Origin of the sequence: Anabaena sp. AL09 (genome assembly GCF_001672255.1) — a bacterium.
Lineage (GTDB): Bacteria > Cyanobacteriota > Cyanobacteriia > Cyanobacteriales > Nostocaceae > Dolichospermum > Dolichospermum lemmermannii.
Genome location: NZ_LJOQ01000059.1, coordinates 28,466 through 49,270, shown reverse-complemented (window position 1 = coordinate 49,270; position 20,805 = coordinate 28,466). Strand labels below are relative to the sequence as shown.

21 protein-coding genes are annotated in these 20,805 nt (G+C 36.9%); 3 read left to right on the top strand and 18 right to left on the bottom strand.

The annotated features are described in order from the left end of the window. Positions 1–156: 156 nt before the first annotated feature. From AN490_RS12170 to dndC, 8 genes are all read right to left on the bottom strand, one after another. Positions 157–915: a HEAT repeat domain-containing protein gene (locus AN490_RS12170; RefSeq protein ID WP_015079904.1), complete on the bottom strand. Its 759-nt coding sequence runs from the start codon at positions 913–915 to the stop codon at positions 157–159. A gap of 42 nt (positions 916–957) precedes the next feature. After that, the gene (locus AN490_RS12165) at positions 958–1,518 is read right to left on the bottom strand and encodes an N-acetyltransferase (RefSeq protein WP_300003512.1); all 561 of its coding nucleotides are present in this window, start codon (positions 1,516–1,518) and stop codon (positions 958–960) included. A gap of 18 nt (positions 1,519–1,536) precedes the next feature. Beyond that, positions 1,537–1,674, bottom strand: a complete 138-nt coding sequence (locus tag AN490_RS12160; RefSeq protein ID WP_213712749.1) for a hypothetical protein — start codon at positions 1,672–1,674, stop codon at positions 1,537–1,539. A gap of 77 nt (positions 1,675–1,751) precedes the next feature. Further along, on the bottom strand, positions 1,752–2,156 hold the full coding sequence (locus AN490_RS12155) for a hypothetical protein (RefSeq protein ID WP_015079901.1): 405 nt from the start codon (positions 2,154–2,156) through the stop codon (positions 1,752–1,754). After that, positions 2,141–3,649, bottom strand: coding sequence for an AmpG family muropeptide MFS transporter (locus tag AN490_RS12150; protein WP_213712743.1), 1,509 nt, complete (start codon positions 3,647–3,649; stop codon positions 2,141–2,143). The genes AN490_RS12155 and AN490_RS12150 overlap by 16 nt, the downstream gene beginning before the upstream one ends. 37 nt (positions 3,650–3,686) lie before the next feature. Beyond that, the gene (dndE, locus tag AN490_RS12145; protein WP_213719189.1) at positions 3,687–4,082 is read right to left on the bottom strand and encodes a DNA sulfur modification protein DndE; all 396 of its coding nucleotides are present in this window, start codon (positions 4,080–4,082) and stop codon (positions 3,687–3,689) included. Positions 4,083–4,165: 83 nt separating this feature from the next. Continuing rightward, entirely contained in the window at positions 4,166–6,154 is a 1,989-nt protein-coding gene (gene dndD / locus AN490_RS12140; protein ID WP_300003509.1) for a DNA sulfur modification protein DndD, read from the bottom strand. Between the two features lie 179 nt (positions 6,155–6,333). Beyond that, entirely contained in the window at positions 6,334–7,947 is a 1,614-nt protein-coding gene (gene dndC, locus AN490_RS12135; protein WP_213800737.1) for a DNA phosphorothioation system sulfurtransferase DndC, read from the bottom strand. Between the two features lie 180 nt (positions 7,948–8,127). Here dndC and AN490_RS12130 point away from each other — a divergent pair, with 180 nt between their 5' ends. Both AN490_RS12130 and AN490_RS12125 read left to right on the top strand, forming a co-directional pair. Continuing rightward, positions 8,128–9,729, top strand: coding sequence for a DGQHR domain-containing protein (locus AN490_RS12130; protein ID WP_300003506.1), 1,602 nt, complete (start codon positions 8,128–8,130; stop codon positions 9,727–9,729). 101 nt (positions 9,730–9,830) lie between these two features. Continuing rightward, entirely contained in the window at positions 9,831–11,006 is a 1,176-nt protein-coding gene (locus AN490_RS12125) for a DNA sulfur modification protein DndB (RefSeq protein WP_213800739.1), read from the top strand. Between the two features lie 28 nt (positions 11,007–11,034). Here AN490_RS12125 and AN490_RS12120 read toward each other — a convergent pair whose 3' ends face one another. The 4 genes from AN490_RS12120 to AN490_RS12105 all read right to left on the bottom strand — a co-directional run bounded on the left by AN490_RS12120 (position 11,035) and on the right by AN490_RS12105 (position 14,458). Further along, entirely contained in the window at positions 11,035–11,508 is a 474-nt protein-coding gene (locus tag AN490_RS12120; protein WP_213712734.1) for a DNA phosphorothioation-associated protein 4, read from the bottom strand. Between the two features lie 104 nt (positions 11,509–11,612). Next, positions 11,613–12,173, bottom strand: a complete 561-nt coding sequence (locus tag AN490_RS12115; RefSeq protein WP_290599411.1) for a Uma2 family endonuclease — start codon at positions 12,171–12,173, stop codon at positions 11,613–11,615. 42 nt (positions 12,174–12,215) lie between these two features. Continuing rightward, complete coding sequence (locus AN490_RS12110) at positions 12,216–14,288, bottom strand: AAA family ATPase (RefSeq protein WP_300003501.1); 2,073 nt, start codon at positions 14,286–14,288, stop codon at positions 12,216–12,218. Beyond that, the gene (locus AN490_RS12105) at positions 14,285–14,458 is read right to left on the bottom strand and encodes a hypothetical protein (RefSeq protein ID WP_015079891.1); all 174 of its coding nucleotides are present in this window, start codon (positions 14,456–14,458) and stop codon (positions 14,285–14,287) included. The genes AN490_RS12110 and AN490_RS12105 overlap by 4 nt, the downstream gene beginning before the upstream one ends. Before the next feature lie 441 nt (positions 14,459–14,899). Between AN490_RS12105 and uvrB the strand changes: the two genes are divergently transcribed. Further along, positions 14,900–16,897, top strand: coding sequence for an excinuclease ABC subunit UvrB (gene uvrB / locus AN490_RS12100; RefSeq protein ID WP_300003515.1), 1,998 nt, complete (start codon positions 14,900–14,902; stop codon positions 16,895–16,897). Between the two features lie 132 nt (positions 16,898–17,029). Here uvrB and arfB read toward each other — a convergent pair whose 3' ends face one another. The 6 genes from arfB to AN490_RS12070 form a co-directional block, all read right to left on the bottom strand. After that, positions 17,030–17,443 (bottom strand): alternative ribosome rescue aminoacyl-tRNA hydrolase ArfB, encoded by a 414-nt coding sequence (gene arfB / locus AN490_RS12095; RefSeq protein ID WP_300003497.1) that lies wholly within the window; start codon positions 17,441–17,443, stop codon positions 17,030–17,032. Between the two features lie 113 nt (positions 17,444–17,556). Continuing rightward, entirely contained in the window at positions 17,557–17,814 is a 258-nt protein-coding gene (locus AN490_RS12090; RefSeq protein WP_300003495.1) for a hypothetical protein, read from the bottom strand. A gap of 143 nt (positions 17,815–17,957) precedes the next feature. Continuing rightward, on the bottom strand, positions 17,958–18,218 hold the full coding sequence (locus AN490_RS12085; protein WP_300003493.1) for a hypothetical protein: 261 nt from the start codon (positions 18,216–18,218) through the stop codon (positions 17,958–17,960). 72 nt (positions 18,219–18,290) lie between these two features. Beyond that, positions 18,291–18,560, bottom strand: coding sequence for a hypothetical protein (locus AN490_RS12080; protein WP_300003491.1), 270 nt, complete (start codon positions 18,558–18,560; stop codon positions 18,291–18,293). A gap of 262 nt (positions 18,561–18,822) precedes the next feature. Then, the gene (locus AN490_RS12075) at positions 18,823–19,092 is read right to left on the bottom strand and encodes a hypothetical protein (RefSeq protein WP_300003489.1); all 270 of its coding nucleotides are present in this window, start codon (positions 19,090–19,092) and stop codon (positions 18,823–18,825) included. Positions 19,093–19,228: 136 nt separating this feature from the next. Continuing rightward, positions 19,229–20,767, bottom strand: coding sequence for an HlyD family efflux transporter periplasmic adaptor subunit (locus tag AN490_RS12070; protein WP_300003487.1), 1,539 nt, complete (start codon positions 20,765–20,767; stop codon positions 19,229–19,231). Positions 20,768–20,805 lie beyond the last annotated feature (38 nt).

Here is a 20,805-nt window from a genome sequence, read left to right as displayed (position 1 = left end):
AAGGTGTTATGACCTAGATAACGTTTACTCATGTTTTGAGTGGTTTGGTTCACATAAACTACAGATTACTCCGTTTATTTATGCTCTCATTTTCTGACGGTCAGGGGAGAGAATTTAGAAGTTTTTTTTAATTTTTAATTGTTAATTTTTAATTGTCTAAAACCATCCTTCTTGTTCGAGGGTTTCGATTAATTGTAAACCGCGAGGATCTCCTACGCCTAGAAGTGAGGCTTTGGTATCTGCTCTCACTCCTAAGTCTTTATCTTCGGCAAAAGCTTGGATTAATGCGTCTATAGCTGTGGCATAGACGACGTTAGATGGTAGTTCTTTACAAAGCTGGCCAATTGTCCAAGCGGAGTTACTTCGCACAGCGGCGATGGGGTCTGTAACTAAGGCTTCAATTAGGGCGGGAATTGCGCCGACGATGGCTTCATAACCTACTTCTGTCATCTGTGCTAGGGCGCTGGCTGCCCAGAGACGGACGGCGGGAATATCGGTTCTCAGGGCATTAGTGAGGGGTGCTAAGGAACGGCGATCGCGGCAATTACCCAAAGCCCAAACTACACCTTTACGAACATAACCATTAAAATCGCGGTTAAGTTGCATAATCAACGGTTCTACGGCTTCCTTGGCGGGGTTGCGACCAATACCGTAAGCTGCACTGACTCGCACTAGGGGACAATTATCTGTTAAAAGATGGATGAGATAAGGTGTTGCCCGTTCATCTTGAATATCACAAAAAGCACGCGCTGCTAACATCCGTTGTTGAGGCTGGGGATTTTCTAAAAGTACCAGCATTAATTCGGGATCAGGTTTTTCCACTTCTGATTCATCAGCAAGTGGTTCTATTTTATCTAACGGGCTTCCTAGCTCCGCTTCGGTATCGAGTAGGCTGAGTTCGTATTCGTCGTACATAATTATTTCACTGTAACCCTATTCCCCGTTCCCTGTTCCCTGTTAAGAGTTCCCTAACTCAAGTGATTTTACCATCCAGAGGGATTGTTCTTGATAACCAAGTTGATGATAAAGATTTAATGCGGGTGTATTTGATTGAAATACTTGTAGTCCGATTTGGCGATCACCTTTTTGTGTAGCCCAATCTTCTATATAAGCCATCAATCCTTTACCAATGCCTCTGTGTCTATATTCTGGGATGACGTAGAGAAGAAAGATATGCGGATGGCGATCGCCACTAACCTGATCTATCGCATTCCCCACCCATAAACAAGCTACGGGTGATTGGTAATTGGTAATTGGTAATTGGTGAAGAATTTCCTCCCCTACCTCTCCTACCTCCCCTACCGCCCCCACCTCCCCTACCTCCCCTACCTCCCCCACCTCTTCATAAACCCACCATACAGGGGTATCACGACAGAAGTATTGCTCAACTGTATGTGCCAAGTGGGAAAAATCTTGATCAGGGAATTGTTCTTGGTAACTCCTTTGCATAAACTTAACCAAGAGGGCTTTATCGAGAGTAGAACCTTGGCGAAAAGAATAGCCTGGAAGTAAATTCACAATAGACCTATTCCCCAATTACTTAATTATCATCCCAATGGGGGCAGGGGCTGCCATATCGGAGGGTAAAAAGATGCGGGCGCTGACTGCTACTAAGGCAAAGGTAAATATCAAGATTGCCAGGATTGGGGCGATGTATTGACGAAGAATAGCCATGTTGTTGATTGTAAATAAATAAATAGCAGAAGTTATTGAATTGATTCTAGCAATTATTTGGGTTTAGCAAAGCATGGCTATGATTGCTGATCCTGGTCTAATTCATTTAAGACTTTTTCACAGTACCAATTTTCGGGCATTCCCGGAACGTTTTGTTTGGCTTGTTCAATTAGTCTTTCGGCCGCCGCTACGTCCCCAGATAATCTAGCGATCAGGCGATTTTTGAGGTAGTTACCAGTAACTTCTTCATCTGGTTGGTTGGGGATGGTGGGACTGATGACTTGCAGCGGTTCACGGCGCAGTTGCCAAAATAATACGTAATAAAGTGTCCCAAAAATTAGAATCAAGCTAATAGTTCCCAAGAGTGTGAGGAAATTAAAAGCCAGATTTTGTAAAACTAATTGTGAGAGGACATAGCCCAGTAATAGACCTGTGACTATCAGAACGAATGTACCGACCAGAATAACTACTTGTGTTCCCATATATCTTCTTCTTCTAGTCCTGGTCTAGTTGCTGCCAATACTTTGGGATTCCAAGGGGCAACAATAGGTAATAGTAGCAAACCAGGTAGCGCCGCCACAAGAGAAAGTAAGAAAAATGTCGGCCAACCTGTGGCTTTTGCCCAACTTCCTGCGGGTGCGGAAAGTACGTCTCGACTAATGGCCATGAGGCTGGAGAATAACGCAAACTGGGTGGTTGTGAATCGGTGGTTACAGAGACGCATTAAAAAGGCGACTGTAGCGACTGTGACTAATCCAGCCGAGAAGTTTTCGATGTTTACGGCTATGACTAATAGAGAATAATCTTTTTTATCAGCGATCGCTAGGGCATAATAACCTAAGTTACTCAATAATTGCAGCCCCCCAAATACCCACAAACTGCGATTTAAGTTAATTTTGGTCATAATCACACCCCCAGCTAATACGCCGACGGTGGTGGCAAGAAATCCCATCCCAGCTTGAATTGCGCCGATTTCGGTTTTGGTAAAGTCTATTTCTCGTAAAAATAAGTTGGCTGTGATGCCGACGAGGGAATCACCTAGTTTATAAAGTAATATAAAACCTAGTGTTAAACTCGCTTGTTTGATACCAAAGCGGTGAAAAAATTCTTTGAAAGGTAGGAAAATAGCTGTTTGTAAGTTTTCAGGTGGACTATCTTCGCTAACTTCATTTAGGAGGGAGTTTGGTAATAATACGGATGTCGTTATCCAAGCCACTAATAATCCTGCTAATAACCAATAAAATACAGGTTGGGGAATGAAGCCGACAAAAACGCCAGCTATTAACCCTGCTACTAGTAACGTGATCATGACTATAAAAATCACGTCTTTGCCAGAAATGGGGGCTAGTTGTGTTTTATTTTGTAGTTTGTGTTCTGCGGGCGACCACAAAGTAGTAAATATACTTCCCGCCATAATTACTGCCATAAGCAAATATACTACATTCCAAGGTAGATAATCTGCTAACACTAAGGCGAGGGAACTGGTAATAAATAGGGCGATCCGGTAGCCTAATACCCACACAGATGCCCCTGGTTGCGCCTCTAGGGGGTTTAAAATGTCGGTACGGTAGGCATCACCAGCGATATCCTGGGTGGCGCTGAGGAAGGTAATAATCAGGCAGTTGATGGCGAGGATTTGTAATACTTGTTCGCTTTGGGCTGGTTGTTGAAGGGCAAGGGCAGCGATCGCTAATACTAACCCAATTTGGGTCATAATTAACCAACCTCTTCTGCCACCTAATAATGGTGGTGTAAATCTATCTAATAGCGGCGACCAGAGAAATTTTAAGGAATAAGGTAAACTTAATAAACCAAATAAGGTGATTTTGGCAATATCAACTTTGGCATCTTGCATCCATAGTTGTAGGGTTCTACTGGTCAGGAATAGTGGTAAACCTGATGCAAAACCTAGTAATAATAAAGCACCCATTTTCTGGCTTTGGAAGGCCTGTCTGAGTGCTTGAATTTCTTTCATAAGATTATCTTGCCATGCTGGCACAAGAAGTGCGAAATCAGGATTTTACTTTGTTTGTGGCCTGTTCAATTAAATCTTCAATTTTCTTAATATTCTGATCTCCGGCTAAGTAACCAATACCTCGATGTAAATGTAAGCGAAATTGCGTAATCAGGGTTTCTCTATCTGTATCTAAGCCGTCGTTGTAGCATCTTTGTTTTAGTGCTAAAAGTAAAATATCGGACATTTCTCCCCCAAAAACCCGCCATGTCATTTCGACGTTGCTATCTTGGGGGATAGGTACGGGGGAAGGTGCAGCGGTTTCTGCTAGGGAACGACAAAACGCCCACCGACATAATATGTTCCATTGTTCTATTTTGGTGCTGCGTTTGAGTTTGAGGAGTTGTTCTTTGGCTGTTTGGGAGAGTTTGATTCTTTCTATTGGTGATTCCATTTTGGTAAAAAATATGAATTGAGTTTCGCGCAAAGGCGCTAAGGAGCAAAGACGCAAAGGAAGAAATTAAGAGGAGTTGGAGTTTACCAAAAATAACCGGCTTTGATTGTGGTTTCTCTTTTGTTGGAGTTATATTGGAGTAGGTATTCGCGGGCTATGGCTTCGGTTTCTTGCAGGTTTTGATATTCTTTTTTGCCGATTTCGGTGTCGGTGGAAAGGAGGATTACTTGATGGCTGGCTGAGGGAAAGTATCTTTCTACTAGGTTGTTGCGGTGGGAGGAGTCTAGTCTTCCTAATGGGGTGTCTATGGCGATAGGTAAGCGTCTTCCTGATACTTTGGCTAATCCCCACAAAAATGCGATCGCTAATAGTTGTTTTTCACCGGCGGAAAGCCGATGTTTGGGGACTTGTTTTCCGTTTAAATCATATAATGATAAGCCGAAGGTTTTGCTGTCTATAGCTATGCGATGTACTAGGTCTGATTTATGTAATAAATATAGAAAACAGTTTTTTACTTCTTCTTCTAATTTATTCAATTTTCTCAAAGTCAATCTTTCTCGAAATACTTTTAATGTTTGTTGAACTTTTAATGCAGAATCAATAATATGTTCACTATTTTGATATTTGATATTTTGTACAGTATATTCATTTAGTTCTTGTCTCAATTTTTTGGTTTCTGTATCTAATTCTATCAGGTTTTGAGTCATTATGTCTGACTGAGATTTAATTTTATTAAATTCAGTTTGTGCTGCTTTTACTGCTTTTTGTAGTTTTGTATATTCTTCGGGTGCAGCCGCAGTTTGTACTTGTCTTTCTAAGGTGAGGATTTCTTCTTCATAATTAGTTAATTCATCTAATTGCCTTTGGGCTATATTTTGGGAAATTTGTAACCGATAAGTTATATTGTCAAGTAAACTTAAACTTTCTTCATCTCCATTTAACCAATTATTTTCTGTGGATAAGTTATTTGTATATAAGTTATTGATATCTTTAGCTAAAAAAGATTGAATATTAGTAACTTTATTAGTTTCTAAATTTAATTGTTGTAGCCAATTCAATAATCTTTCATCTCTAGCAATTAAGACATCTTTCGCTAATTGAATTTGTTGAGTTTTCAGTTCTTTTTCTCCCTGTCTTTGCACTTGAGATAATAAAGGACTAATTAAGGCTAAAGGTAAAACATCAGCAGCTAGTTCACGCAAAGATTCACGGACATTATTCGCAACTTTAATTTTCTCTTCCTTTTGTTGTTCCAACTGACTACGTTCAGCAGCAATTTTACCACCTTCATTCACAAATCTATCTAAAGCCTCTTCATGAACTTTTTCTAATTCTGTAACTTCAATATTTAGATTTGCGAGTTTTATCTGATTGTTTTCGTATTCTTGTTGTTTTTCCTGAAGTCGGGTTTCTATTTCTGCTAATTTTTCTAAATCTTTTGTATCTGCAAATTCTCGTTTTTTGCGGTTTACTAATATTTCTAAATCAATTGCTAATTTATCGGCTAATTCTAACCCTAAAAGTCCGTTAATAGCATCTACAACTATCGGAGGTGGGATTTCCTGTTCTGCAAGTTCTTTAACTTGTTCACCGTCAAACAGAAATAAATTAGAAATCCCTATAGGTAAAATATTTTCTATATATTCATCCCAAATATTTACTAATGAATCAATTGGCCATGTTTCATCATCTCCTAATATTCCTAAATGGTCTTTTCCGTCTTTAGGATTTTTTTCCCAAGTCCGCACAACGCGATATTTTATTGGTCTATCTTCTTCAATATGTTCAAAAACTAATTCAATTCTGGTTTTTTCTGTGGGGGTACTTTTACTATTCACGCATTGGGTTAAAAAATCACTATAACTCAGATTTCCTCTTGTTGAACATTGGGCGCGTTGTCCATATAATGCGAGGCGAATGGCATCCATTAGGGTGGTTTTTCCGCCGCCGTTCATTCCTCCTAACAGGATAATTGGACGGGTGTTGTCTTCGTCAATTTGGGGGTTGAGGTTGATGATTTGTTTTCCAGCATAAGGACCGAAGTTTTGCAGGACTAATTCGAGGAAGATCATGATACAATTTTGGATTTTAGATTGATGTTGTTTTCTATCAGATGATTAGAAGGAGGTCAAAAATTTACTTTCTTCCCAGCATAAGAATATGGATTAAATGAACCACGAAGGCGCGAAGAACACGAAGGAAGAAGGAAGAAGGAAGAAGATAATTAATCTTTTACTGGGAAGGGAGTATTCTATTCATCTGGGTTCTTTTGTGCATATTTGAAGTTAGCCCAAGTTTGTGGTTTACTCTCTTGTTTTTCGGCGGTATCTCCTAAACTCAATTGTTTGAATTTTTCCCGAATTGTCGCAACATCACCTTCTAATGCTGCTTGTCGTAAATCCCGTTTTAAATGGGCATTTGCGATCGCTTTTTCTGGTGAACGGGAACTTGTATCAAAGCATTTTTCTAGGCTTTCGTAGATACCCACACGGCGAGTTTTTTTCTTAAATTGTCTTTCTGTATCTAATAGTCTAGCCATTAATTCTAGGTGCATTCCGTCACCTTCACAAATTTCTTCTAATACTCCCCATTCATCACTACCAAGTATGCTTTGATCTGCACCAGGACGAGGATCTTTAAATACTTCTCCTGTGACTTCTTCGTATATGCGGGGGACACTATCATCAAATTCGTGTTTTTCTTCTAACCATATTCGGCGAATCTCACTCAATTCTGCTTGAGAAATAAGGGTAATATCGCGCATATTTTCGGGCGCATTTTCACGCATTTCTTTTTGCGCTGTTAAGAGTTTTCTTAACCAATATTCTCGCCAATATTTTGTATATGGACCGGGTATAGGTTCAACAGATGTTTCACCTTCTATATTACGTTCAAATAATTGAACTTCTCCCCGTAACCGACGAAAATCTCTTTTTTCTCGGTCATTGACAATATCTAATTCTCGACGAAAATCAACTATGGGTTGTAACCATTCTTTTTCGTCATTATTTTGAATCATTGCATTCAAAGATTTATCACGTTCAACAAGCGTGCAAACCCAGCAACCAAAACGAGAACTACCACAGCTAGGAGTAGAAGTATCAACAACCAAAGGACATTCATTATCTGCTGTTGATTCTCTATACATAGTAAATAAATCTTTATTGCTATGTCCCCAAGGGTTTTCCCATTGCATTAAATATACCCAAACTTCATCAGTTCGCCAATCTTCAATAGGACTATAAACAAGTGAATTAGGTAAACTTGCATTAGGACTAAGACGTTCGCGCACTCGTCTTTCTTCATATTTTTTCATTGTAGCAGCGCGACGAGGACTTTCTGCTTTGCGAATACCTAAGATTACAATAGCTTCACCGCTACTTCTAACAACATCACGAATGAAGCGATTAGATGGATTGATTTTCAACCGTCCAGTACACCAACGAAACTTTTGACGGGGTGCAGGATACCCTTTACCAATTAAACCTACCCAGTATGTATCCGCAATCTCTGGTTCTAATACATGGGGTTGCATTGGCATTTGCTGCTGTTTAGCCGCTAATTCTATATGCTTATGAGAACTACGTACCCAAGCAGAGACATAGGGATTTTCTACCCCTGTATCTGTTGTAATTACATGAATTGGCTTAGTTCTTTTTTCCGCTGGAAGTCCAGAAATTGCGCTCCAAATAAGCTGTAAAGTAGCAGTGCTGTCTTTTCCACCTGAATAGCCTACTACCCAAGGTATCTCATCTAAACAATACAATTCTTGAATTTCTGTCGTCAAAGCTTGGATATACTCCACTAACTCTGGTACAGTACGATTCGGCTGATTTTTATTTTCTGGCTGTTGTGTTGTAGTCATTTTCCCTTACCTGTGGATACATGAACATAGAATCAATACTTCCCTTTGGGGGAATGGAATCATCTAGTATATAAATAAATCTAAGCTATGCGTGCAGCATATTTTTAAAAATCTCATCCCTAGTATCCATTTTTTCGGACAATAAAGCAAGATTTAGTCACCAAGTTTTCAAAAATTAACATGAATGATAATACAGATACACTAAATAATCAACTCGCTAACGAGTATTTAGAACGGGAAAATCAGGATAAACAGGTATTAGCTTTACTGCTAGATAGGTTTTTAGAGAAGAAAGACCAAATTCTTGTCCAAAAGACAGAAATGGGTGGTACTGAGGCTTATGTAGGTTCTGTGACATTGGAATGGTTCGCGGGACGGGTACATTTTGCGTCTGGTTTACCCCTGCTGCAAAAAAAGTACAACCCAGAGACAGAGAATATTGAAATTGATGCTGATAGTATTGATGACATTCAACAACGTCCTGTTGACTGGTCGCGTCAAGCACCGTTAGTACAGTATTTAGCTGCGCGAAAAAACCATAAATTTCCGGCTGTGTTGGTAGTAATTAATCAACCTTGGGTAGATAACCCCAAAGCAGCGGAGTGGGATAGTCAAGGACGGGCTAAAAAAGCGACTACTGATTTTATACCTTTAGATAAAGATAGTAAAGTCGGTTTACTGAATATTTCTGAAGAGAATGTGACAATTTATGCTTTAGATGGTCAACATAGATTAATGGGTGTACAGGGTTTAATGGAATTAATTAAATCTGGTAAACTCCAACGTTATAAAAAGGATAAAACTGCTGATGAAAGTTTTATTACTTTATCTGATTTGATTGAGAAATATCAAGTAGAACCTGCTTATTTACAAAATTTATCTAAAGAAAAAATTGGCATTGAATTTATTTGTGCGGTGAATACTGGGGAAACTCATACAGAAGCAAAACGACGGGTAAGATCAATTTTTGTTCATGTAAATTTGATGGCTGCACCTTTAACTAAAGGTCAGTTAGCACAATTAAATGAAGATGATGGTTTTGCTATTGTAGCACGAAAAATTGCGGTTACACATCCACTTTTAGAACAAAAACCAAATCGCAATCCCCGTGTTAATTGGAATAGTGCCACAGTAGCCGCTAATTCTACAGTTTTAACCACTTTGCAAGCCTTACAAGATATGTCTGAAAGATATTTGGGGCAAAAGTTCCCCCATTGGAAACCTTTGGAAAAAGGGTTAATTCCCATGCGTCCAGAAAATGAAGAAATTCAGGAAGGAATTGCAGATTTTAGACTACTTTTTGATCATTTAGCTAATCTTCCCAGTTATAAAATATTGGAACACGAAGATACAACTGTTTTGCGGCGCTTCCATTTTGAAAAAGACGGAGGTGAGGGAAATATGTTATTTCGTCCAGTTTCTCAAGTTGCTTTAGCGCAAGCTTTGGGAACTTTGGTGTTTAAAAAAGATTTTGCTTTGACGGATATTTTTAAGAAGTTGGAGAAATTTGACCGTCAAGGGGGTTTTAGTAGTATGGAATATCCTCACTCTTTATGGTATGGGGTTTTATATGACCCCAATAAAAAGCGGGTACAGGTAGTAGGAAAAGATTTAGCTGTGAAGTTATTTATTTATATGTTGGGAGGAATGACTGAAAAAATGGAAGTTACTGCTTTACGTAAAGCTTTAGCTAATGCTAGGACAATGGAAGACCAAACTATAGGTTTTGATGGAAAGTTGGTAAAACCCCAGGATGTAGGACTTCCAGTTATACTGAGTTAGACAAGTTAGCGAGTAATATCACTCTGTGGTTTTTACGGATGTTCAAATATAGCTGTGTTGTTTATTATGTTCATTAACACAGCTAATTATACAGGGTTTATATGTCTCAAATAAATGAAGCTAACACAAATAGCAATCTATCTGATATCAGAGCTAATTTTATTACTGTGATTGCACCGCTTCTTTCGGAACATTATCTAGAGTCATGCTATCCAGGATTAATTTTCTATCAGGGAAAGCGGAAAATGTTACAAATAAATGTACGCGCTAAAGATTTGCCGACTCTTCTCCAAGCTAAACCTTCTACTAAAAATGATCCTGATTCGGGTAAAAATCGTCCAGAGGTCAAGGGTCATGCTAAAGAAATAAAGGACTATGTTCTGGAACGCGCTCAAGTTAACAAACCCTGGGTTTTAGGGACAATTACAGCCAATGTTGATGAGAATGATATAAAAATACATGAACTAGGTAATGGGTTTTGTATAGTTGTGATTCCTAATGGAATTAAATTAGATATTACTGATGGACAACATCGTAAAACTGCAATTCATGAATTAATTTTTAGTAGTGAAAGTCACTTAATTGAGAATAATCAGTTTGCAATTACTCTAATTTTAGAGGGAGAACAACGTCAATGTCAAATTGACTTCAAAGATATGGCTAAAACCAAACAATTAGATAATTCATTATTGTTATCATTTGGTGAATTTGAAGGTAGAGTTGGTATTACTAAAAACCTAATACAACAAGTTAGAATGTTTGATGAAAAAACAAATAAAATCGGAAAAAATGCCCCTACTAAGCAAAAGTTGATTTACACAACTAATTTTTTAGCCCGGTTTGTAAGTTGTATTTTTGTGGATAATCCAAATGATGAGCTTAAAGGTTGTAATGCTGATACATTATCTGAACCTTTAATTGATTGCTTGAATAAATTTTTCGCAGAATGTAAAGATACAAGAGAAATTTCTGAAACGCACATTGATAAGCTTACAGTTCATCAAGTAGGTGCATTTAAGGAGTCTTGTTTATTAGGGTTAAGTGTTGGTATCGAAGTATTGGGAAGATTGCTATACACCACTTATGATAAGAAGAATAATTGTTTTGATGAACAGAAAGTTTCTGAATTAGCACAGATTGACTGGTCACGGAGAAATACTCTTTGGGAAAATAACATAATTAGAAAAACGGGTAATTCTGATTATGAAATTGTAAATAGAGTAAACCCTGTATTAGATGCTGTTAAGGCAGTAAAAATTTCTCTGGGATGGACATAAATCACTATTTTTAAACATAAATTGACAATCAAGACAGGAATTTAGTTAGATTAAATTCCTCGTCTTCTTGTCCATTATTTGTTTTTTCATACTTCAAATATATAGCAATTCTATCTGTATAGTCAATTGAACCTCTAAGTTCAGATACCAAAAGTTCTAGACCACCATTAGCGTATTCTTCAAAAATTTCATGACGCTGTTTTTGATATTCTTCCTCATTAGGAGATAAAATTCCAATATCTTGAGTTTCTGTAAATCCCAACAATTTAATTAAATTATCATATCCCATCGTAGCAAAAACTTCTAACCTTATCGGTGCTGGTTCACGTTTAGAAATTTCCCCCAAAGGAACACGCTTTTTATACTTTACACCCAAAGCAGCAGCAAAAACAATCACATCAGCGAAAGTCTGAAAAGGACCAGTTCCCCCATCAGCAGAAGTTAAACTTTTCACCAACTCAGCTTTATCCTTAGCAACCCTAATTCTACCAGTTTCCGCCATAATTATAAAATATACACCCTTAACATCATAAACCAAACCTAACTTACTAATACCATACTCTCACACTCCTCTTTGCGCCTCTGCGCCTCTGCGTGAGAAAAAAATCAAAAAACATCCTCATAAACCAGAGAAAGAGGAAAAGTAAAATCAACACTAACTAAATGTACATTATCACCCTCAACAAAAGGATGTAACTCCCATAAACCCCTATCATTCAACCGAAAACAATCCAAACCGATTTTATCAGCACTAATTAAAACATATTCTTGCAAAGATTCAATCCGTCTATACTGCTGAAACTTTCCCCCCCTATCATAAGCTTCCGTACTTGGAGAAAGCACCTCAACAATTAAGCAAGGAAATTGAATAAACTTAATAGCTTGTTTATCCCGTTCATCACAACTTACCATGACATCAGGATAATGAAACGGACCATTTTCCGATATACCTACTTTAGCATCTGCCATAAAAGGACGACAATTACCACCCCGCAAATGATTTTTTAACCCAGAAGCTAAATTTAAAGCAATAGTAGTATGGGGAATAGTTCCCCCAGTCATAGCAAAAACTTCACCATTGATATATTCATATTTAATATCTTGCTGTTCCTCCCACTCCAAATACTCCAGAGGACTCATATAACTTTTCTCAAAATTAACAACCATTTCTTTCTTCCTTTGCGCCTTTGCGCCTTTGCGTGAGATATATTAATTTCGTTCAACCTCAACAATTTCAGTATATTCAAAACCATTCAAACTCTGACGAACCAAAGCATATCGTTCCCTCCCCAACTCAATAAAATCCTGTTCACAATTAGGCTTAGAAGAATAATAAACCAAAACATATTCCTTCCCAATCTTATCAGCAATTTCCTCCTCAACCTCAACCCGCCATTGAGTCTTAGTCACCAACACAACCAACTGATTTGCTAACTTAGGAATAGTTCGCGCAATGTGACGACGAGAATTAGCATCTAAACTCCCAAAAGGAGAATCCATAACAATAGGAAAAGTGCTACTATCAGGAACCATCATCATTTTCCGCTTCTCACTCCAGTCACGCACCTTATCAATAATACTAGCGATAAAAGATAAACTGAGGATTTGATTTTCTCCCGTAGAAGCTGCGACTGGTGCTTCAAATCCCGTCGTATTTTCCACCAAACTCAACTCATACTTTTCGCTAATTTTGGGAACATAAGGAGTAAAAGAAATATCTGAGAAAATTTCCTGTACCCGCTGTTCCAATTGGAGACGAAATTGATTTTCTTGACGGTTTTTAACTTCCGATAATCTGTCAATTGCATCTTGAGTAGCATTAATGCGACGCTGTGCTAAAGATTGTTTTTCCTCATTTTGTTTTTGCTTAGATATTTGTTTTATCAAAGCATCAATAGCTGTTTTTAGATGAGAAACTTCCTGTTGATTTGCACCTTGTTCTCGATTTAAGTCATCAATTTTAGCTTCAATTTCATCAAGACGTTTTTGTAAACTACTAATTTCCTCATTGGGATCTTTTCGGAGTTGTTCTTGAATAGTCGCTAATTCCAATTCAACTTGATTAAGATTTTCCCGTAACTGTTGAATTCGTACTTGTTCCCTGTCCGCTTCTTCCCAAAAAGCAACTGCTTGTTTATCAATTTCATCAACTTGCGCGCTCATTCTGATTGCGGTTTCTTCTACAGTCGAAGAACCAGATTTTCTCATTAAATTTTTGACATGAAAATGGGTGTGAGTTCCTTCCCTTAAATCTGCACCACAAATACAACGTCCAGTATTGAGTAAATCATTGACAAATTCCCGGGAAATTCCCGCAGTTAATTCACCCTTTTGTTTTAAATCTGTAAATATTTCCCGAAACTTAGCGGTAGTTTCCGATAACAGAACAGTATAACCCCGTGCAGAAATAACCTTTTTCAAATTCTCCCGTGTTTTTTTCAACTCTTCCCGCAAACTATCTTTTTGAGATTCTAAACTTTGCTTTCTTTCCTGTAATTCCTTAACAGCACTCAATTCTCGTAACTTGTTACTAACTTCCTTTTTCAAAATTTGCTGACATTCCAACTCTTGATTTATTTCCGTTTGACGTTTATTAATATTGTCAATTTCCAGTTCTTGCTTTTCTTGCTGATTCAACAACTGTTTAGTTTCCGCGTCACCAATATGTTTTAACTCAGTTTCCAAACTCTTCTTAGCATCTTTCAAGTGTTTAATCGAAAGTTCAATAACTTCCACACCCAAAAAAGTTCTAATGGCTTCAGAAATTTCCGCTTTATTATCAGAACGGACAATTTCTTCAATGCGTTCACCGTCAAAGAAAAAATATTGATGTAAACTTGCTGGTAAAATCTGAGTAATAATTTCCTCAGCTTGTTGAAGAGGAAAATACCATTTTCCATCATCTCCAGCAACTTGAATTTTCAACTGAGTTTTCCCAGCTTCAATCACATCACTTTCATTTTTGTAAACCCGACAACCACGAGTAGCGCGATAACGATTACCTTCATGTTCCCAACCAACTTCCACCCAACATTCCACAGGTTGACTAGGTTGAGATTCTGAAATTGCGCGTTTATTTACTAACTGTTCCGTTGACGCAAAAGCCGCACTAAATTTTTCATATAAAACCCAAGTAAACGCATTCAAAATACTAGTTTTACCTGCACCATTACTACCATAAATCATCGTAGTGTTGCGAACATCTCCACCAGCCAAAGTTATCTCTGGAGTTTTCCCATAAAAAGAACGAAAATTACATAATTTAATCGAAGTTAGCTTCATTGCACCGCTTCCTTCACAATAGTGAGAATATCATCATTAATATGACCCTTACTCTTTCTATCTAATCGGCTTTTCTCCAACCTCCATACCTTCTCAATAATTTGCTTCACTTCCGGTGGTGCGCTGGTAATTGGTTCTTGAACATCTTCAATATTTGCTTCTGGTATCATTTCAAAACAGCAATAGATTTATTTTCTATTTTAACCAGTTCTGATACTATAGATATAACCCACGCAAAAATTCTCTAAAACCTTTATTCCTTAGGGACAGAATAACAATCATCCATATTTATCTGTGTTTATCTGCGTTTATCTGCGTTCAATTATTCCAAAAATCTTAATTTGCTATCATTTCTATGTAATTACAAGTATAAATTGATATTTAAGTAAGAAAATTTTCTTTTTTTAAAGTTTTGGGGGTTGACTTGCCGCGCTAGGGGTGATATTATGATAATGGAAATGCGTGCCTAAATAAAAATTTTATCACCACTCCATTATATTAATATAGCACATCGCGGGCGATGTTGCAAGCCAAACCCCGAAAAAAAAATTTCGCGCCAAACGTAAAACTGAGAAATTGTGTAGAATTGCTAGGTGTAACGTTCAAGCTAGATAATGGATTTTAATCTCCAAGCGCCTTTTGTCCCCACCGGTGATCAACCACAAGCGATCGCACAACTTTCTGCTAGTATTCAAACAGGAAATCATTATCAAACATTACTGGGTGCGACAGGAACCGGTAAAACATTTTCCATAGCCGCAGTCATTGAAAAAGTCGGTAGACCTACCCTAGTATTAGCCCATAATAAGACATTAGCCGCCCAGTTGTGTAACGAACTGCGGGAGTTTTTTCCTCATAATGCAGTTGAGTATTTTGTCAGTTATTACGATTACTATCAACCCGAAGCATATCTACCTGTTACTGATACTTATATAGAAAAAACATCAGCGATTAATGAAGAAATAGATATGTTACGACATTCCGCCACCCGTTCCTTATTTGAACGCAAAGATGTGATTGTTGTGGCTTCAATTAGTTGTATTTACGGTTTAGGAATGCCGGCGGAATACCTGAAAGCCGCAATTCGATTACAATTGGGAATGGAAATTGATCCCCGTCAAGTTTTACGGGATTTAACAGCAGTTCAATATACTCGCAATGACATAGAAATGGGGAGAGGAAAATTCCGAGTTCGGGGTGATGTTTTAGAAATTTCTCCTGCTTATGAAGATAGAATTATTAGAGTGGAATTCTTTGGGGATGAAATTGATGCAATTAGATATGTAGATCCTGTTAGTGGGGAAATTCTCCACAGTTTAGAAGCAGTAAATATCTACCCAGCGCGTCACTTTGTTACTCCTAAAGAAAGAGTAGAAATAGCTTGTGAAGATATAGCCACCGAATTAAAACAGCAACAATTAACATTAGAATCAATGGGTAAATTAGTTGAAGCCCAACGCATTGATCAACGCACCCGTTATGATTTGGAAATGTTAAGAGAAGTGGGATATTGTAACGGTGTAGAAAATTATTCTCGCCATTTAGCCGGAAGACAAGCGGGAGAACCACCAGAATGTTTAATTGATTATTTTCCCAAAGATTGGTTATTAGTGATAGATGAATCTCATGTTACTGTTCCCCAAATTCGCGGAATGTATAATGGAGATCAAGCGAGGAAAAAAGTATTAATAGATCATGGTTTCCGGCTTCCCAGTGCGGCGGATAATCGTCCTTTACAAGCGGAAGAATTTTGGCAAAAAGTCAATCAATGTATTTTCGTTTCTGCAACTCCAGGAAATTGGGAATTGGAAATTTCGGAAGAGAATATTATTGAACAAGTAATTAGACCGACGGGAGTAATTGACCCAGAAATATTTGTGCGTCCCACGGAAGGACAAATTGATGATTTATTAGGAGAAATAAAAGATCGAGTTGACCGTCAAGAAAGAACGTTAATTACTACATTAACTAAACGCATGGCGGAAGATTTGACGGAATATTTAGCAGAGAGGGGAATTAAAATCAGATATTTACATTCAGAAATTAATTCTATTCAACGGATTGAAATTTTACAGGATTTGCGAAATGGTGTTTTTGATGTGTTAGTCGGTGTAAATTTATTGCGGGAAGGTTTAGATTTACCAGAAGTTTCGTTAGTTGCAATTATGGACGCAGATAAGGAAGGATTTTTGCGGACTGAACGTTCTCTAATTCAAACTATCGGCCGCGCAGCCCGTCACATTAGAGGAAAAGCAATTTTATATGCTGATAAATTAACAGGTAGTATGATTAAAGCCATTGATGAAACTGATAGAAGAAGGGGAATTCAAACGGCTTATAATAAACTACATGGAATTACACCGCAACCGATTATTAAAAAACAAACTAATTCAATTTTATCATTTTTAGATGCTTCTCGGCGATTAAATGCCACTGATTTAAAAATGGTTGATGAACATCTAGATGAATTATCCTTGGAAGATATTCCAGAGTTAATTACGTTGTTGGAAAAACAGATGAAGGAAGCAGCGAAGAAGATGGAATTTGAAGAAGCTGGAAAATTGCGCGATCGCATTAAGCATCTTCGAGATAAAATGTTGGGACGTTAATATATAGCATTTATGTACAAGATTTTTTTTAACGAACCACAGAGGCACAGAGAACACAGAGAAAGAGAGAAAGGAGATGTTTGTATTTTATTAGGATTGCTATATATTATCATCACAGTAATAGCATCGTGATTATTCTGTAATTTTTCCTCTAGTCAACTTAATTTGTCCGCGCTTATTTTTACTATCAAGACGTTTTCTTTGAGAATTGCGACTTGGTTTAGTTCGTTTGCGTTTTCGCGGTAAAACAGACACACTTTTAATCAGTTCCTGAAGTCGTCTGAAAGCTTCCTCCTTATTCTGTTCTTGACTGCGGTATTCCTGCGCTTTAATCACCACAACTCCCTCAAAAGTAATGCGGTTATCCTTCAGCTTCAAAAGTCGTTCCTTATAGATTTCTGGTAAGGAGGAAGCACCAATATCAAAGCGCAAATGAATAGCAGTAGCAACCTTATTAACATTTTGACCACCTGCACCCTGAGAACGAATTGCACTAATTTCAATATCGCTATCAGGAATAATTACTGTCTGGGAAATTTCTATCATTGCTTATAATGCAGTAACTCATATCCATAATACTACATCCAATACTGTTCGGTTAATGCCAAACTTAAATCCCCAACTTCTCCAAAAAGTTAGGGATTTGATTATTCAAATACTCAAACTACTAAATAGTAATTACTTCTGCCAATATCAAGAGCAAAAAGCTTATTATCACGGAAACCAAATGGATCTTCATAATTTGCTTGAAGACTATTTATTCCATCATAAATGGTTGAGAATATAACATCAGAAACAGGTCCATTTAAGAAAGGCAAAGGTATTATACCAGTACCTGATATTTTCTGTATTTCCTCTGAATTTAACTCATACAAGAATGGTTTTTCCTGTAAGTCGGAAATTATGATTGTAGCCATGATCTTATTTCCTCGTTCAACAGTAAACAGCTTTACTTAGTGTGACAAAATAGCTTTTGATTTTGCTGAAATAATTAACATTTTAATACCAAACTTAAATCCCCAACTTTTCTAAAAAGTTAGGGACGTATTTATTCAAATACTCAGATTATGAAATAGTAATTACTTCTTGCAAAATCAAGAGTAAAAAATTTATTATCATATAAACCAAATGGACCACGATATGATGTTTGACGGGCATTTATACCATCATAAACTGTTGATAGTTGAACAACATCGGGACCACCATTCCAGAAAGGAATAATACCAGTACCTAAAATTTGCTGTATTTGCTCTGAATTTAAGTCATGCAAAAATGTCTTTTCTTCAATGGGTTGCAAATTAGAAATTATGATTGTAGCCATGAGATTATTTCCTAATTAAGAGTGAATAATTCTGCAATTGTGACAAAATTTCCTTTAAACTTGCTGAAATAATTAACGATTTACCCAAGCATTAACTGTCCGACCATAATCTATAGTATTGAATTTATTATCATGAAAGCTACCGGCTCCTTCATAAGTTGTTGATATGGTATTTATACCATCGTAAACGGTAGTTATAAAAACATTAGGAGTTAGCCCAAAACTGGGATAACCTCCCCAAAATCCTCCTCCTAATAAAATGCCTAGCTCTCGGTTTTTTAAATCATTCATAAAAGTTACTAAATCAGTAGGATACAAGTCATTAATTACTATTCCCTTCATGATCTAATCCTCTGAACTTTCAGTTAATTTGACTCTTATATTTTTGCATTATTCCCTAAAAAATGACCTAAAAGTTGCATATCAATGTCTTGTTTTTTAGACATAATTCAATACCAAAATCAAATCCCTGATTTATCCAATAAATCAGGGATTTGATTATTTAAGTAGTTATATCGTAGGTTGGTTTAACGCAAGGAAACCCAACAAAATTATTGATAATGTCGGGTTTTATATTTGTGAAATTGGCACAGGACTTGAATAATTAACGAGATACCCAAGCATTAACTGTTCGACCATAATCTGTTGTATTAAATTTATTATCATGAAAATTACCTGCTCCTTCGTAGGTTTTTGACATACTATTGATACCGTCGTAAGTTGTCATAATAGAAACACCAGGATTCAACCCTGAATAGGGATAACTGCCCCACATCCCTCCTGATACAATGTCTATTTCTATTACATCTAAATCATCAATAAAGGGTTTTAATTCAGTAGTGTATAAGCTATTAATTACTATTTTTTTCATCATCCTATCCTCCAAATTGTTAGTTGGGTTAACCCCTTATATTTTTGCATTATTTTCTCAAAAATGATATGAAATTTGGATATTAATGCCTTTTTTTTGGACGTAATTTAATGAATTTTGTCTGCAATGCTAATTTTATTTAAAGCTCTAAACCATTTTTCTGTAACTTCTTAAATGGGTCTAAAATAAAGTCAATAACTCGACGTTGACGAATGATTACTTCGGCACTTGCTGTTTGTCCAGGGGTGAGAGGAATCTGTTTGCTACCAACTTGAATATAAGGATTTTCTAAAGCGATATCTAATTCATAAGTTTCTATTCGGTTAGAACTATTTTCTTGAATTTTAGAGTTAGGTGAAATCCAACTAATCCGTCCTGATACAATTCCATATTCCTGGAAAGGATAAGCATCAAATTTAATTTTTACTGGCATTCCTACCTTGACAAAACCACTATGTTGACTGGGCATACGGGCTTTCAAAATCAAAGCGGTATTTTCGGGAGCAATTTGAGCAATCATTTGTCCTAATTGTACCACAGAACCAGGTTTTTTAATAGGTAATTCAAAAATTATTCCATCAATAGGAGAGCGGACAATTCGCTGTTTTAGTTGTAAATTTAAGGATGCAAGCTGTCCTTTTGTTTGCATCATTTCTGATTGAAGAGAAATTATTTGATTTTGGATATCTTTAAACTGTTCCTGACTTTTTAATAAAACTAATTCTCCTCCTTGCATAGAACTTTTATAACTATTTTCTTCTTCTTGTAAACGTAGTTTTGCCTGTTCAATATCTGAGCGAACTTGATTCATTAGTGACTGATAACGGCTGACTTCTTCTTTTAGCCGTAACTGTGCTGTTTGCAGATTAAATTTTGCTTCTTCTTGTGAACGTTGACTTTCTTCGGCAATTTTTTCCAATTCTACTACTTTAGTTTGAGAAATTATTCCTTGCTTTAACAATAGCCGATAACGTTCAACTTCAGAAACATCTCGACGTAACCGACTTGTAGCTAATCTATAGTTAGTTTGAGTAGATCGTATATTCTGTTTTACCTGATCAATTTGGGCTAATTTCTCCAAATCCTGGAAATTATAGGCACTTTTTTTAGTCTCAAATGTTTGTTGGGCTTGATTAAGTTGAGCAAGTTTTTCTAATGATTGAGATTGATTTTGCTGACGTTGAATATTAATTGCCATGAAGACTTGATTCTTCAGTATTTCCAGTTGAGATTGTCGATTTTTTAACCCATCTAACTTATCTTTTATTTGCTGTATTTCTGTTTTTAAAACATCAGATTGCATTTCTACTAATACCTGTCCAGCTTTAACGATTGCACCTTCTTTAACATTAACAGCAACTACACTACCAGTTACGGCACTATCTAATTTTTGTGTTGCCCCTTTGGGTTCTATTCTGCCACTAGCACTTCCTGTTTCATCAACTTTAGTTAACATTGCCCAAGGTAAAATAATTGCGGCAAAACTGACTAATAAATACAACATGGAACGAGTCCATACTTTTGGTAAAGCATCTAATAATTCTTCTGTACCATAAAACCAATCTTGGGCTTTATTTAATGTCTGAGTCTGAGGTTTATTTTGGATAAAAGCAGTAGATTCAGTTTGATTCTGCGGCTTTATGGTAGTTGTTGGTTGTGTGTAAACTGACTGTGGCATAAATAATTTTAGAATTCTGGTTATAGATCCCCAACTTC

Bases quoted from the DNA above. Each gene is read 5' to 3' on its own strand.
- AN490_RS12170 (WP_015079904.1), bottom strand. From the start codon at position 915: ATGTACGACGAATACGAACTCAGCCTACTCGATACCGAAGCGGAGCTA.
- AN490_RS12160 (WP_213712749.1), bottom strand. From the start codon at position 1,674: ATGGCTATTCTTCGTCAATACATCGCCCCAATCCTGGCAATCTTGATA.
- AN490_RS12155 (WP_015079901.1), bottom strand. From the start codon at position 2,156: ATGGGAACACAAGTAGTTATTCTGGTCGGTACATTCGTTCTGATAGTC.
- AN490_RS12150 (WP_213712743.1), bottom strand. From the start codon at position 3,649: ATGAAAGAAATTCAAGCACTCAGACAGGCCTTCCAAAGCCAGAAAATG.
- dndE (WP_213719189.1), bottom strand. From the start codon at position 4,082: ATGGAATCACCAATAGAAAGAATCAAACTCTCCCAAACAGCCAAAGAA.
- dndD (WP_300003509.1), bottom strand. From the start codon at position 6,154: ATGATCTTCCTCGAATTAGTCCTGCAAAACTTCGGTCCTTATGCTGGA.
- dndC (WP_213800737.1), bottom strand. From the start codon at position 7,947: ATGACTACAACACAACAGCCAGAAAATAAAAATCAGCCGAATCGTACT.
- AN490_RS12130 (WP_300003506.1), top strand. From the start codon at position 8,128: ATGAATGATAATACAGATACACTAAATAATCAACTCGCTAACGAGTAT.
- AN490_RS12125 (WP_213800739.1), top strand. From the start codon at position 9,831: ATGTCTCAAATAAATGAAGCTAACACAAATAGCAATCTATCTGATATC.
- AN490_RS12120 (WP_213712734.1), bottom strand. From the start codon at position 11,508: ATGGCGGAAACTGGTAGAATTAGGGTTGCTAAGGATAAAGCTGAGTTG.
- AN490_RS12115 (WP_290599411.1), bottom strand. From the start codon at position 12,173: ATGGTTGTTAATTTTGAGAAAAGTTATATGAGTCCTCTGGAGTATTTG.
- AN490_RS12110 (WP_300003501.1), bottom strand. From the start codon at position 14,288: ATGAAGCTAACTTCGATTAAATTATGTAATTTTCGTTCTTTTTATGGG.
- AN490_RS12105 (WP_015079891.1), bottom strand. From the start codon at position 14,458: ATGATACCAGAAGCAAATATTGAAGATGTTCAAGAACCAATTACCAGC.
- arfB (WP_300003497.1), bottom strand. From the start codon at position 17,443: ATGATAGAAATTTCCCAGACAGTAATTATTCCTGATAGCGATATTGAA.
- AN490_RS12090 (WP_300003495.1), bottom strand. From the start codon at position 17,814: ATGGCTACAATCATAATTTCCGACTTACAGGAAAAACCATTCTTGTAT.
- AN490_RS12085 (WP_300003493.1), bottom strand. From the start codon at position 18,218: ATGGCTACAATCATAATTTCTAATTTGCAACCCATTGAAGAAAAGACA.
- AN490_RS12080 (WP_300003491.1), bottom strand. From the start codon at position 18,560: ATGAAGGGAATAGTAATTAATGACTTGTATCCTACTGATTTAGTAACT.
- AN490_RS12075 (WP_300003489.1), bottom strand. From the start codon at position 19,092: ATGATGAAAAAAATAGTAATTAATAGCTTATACACTACTGAATTAAAA.
- AN490_RS12070 (WP_300003487.1), bottom strand. From the start codon at position 20,767: ATGCCACAGTCAGTTTACACACAACCAACAACTACCATAAAGCCGCAG.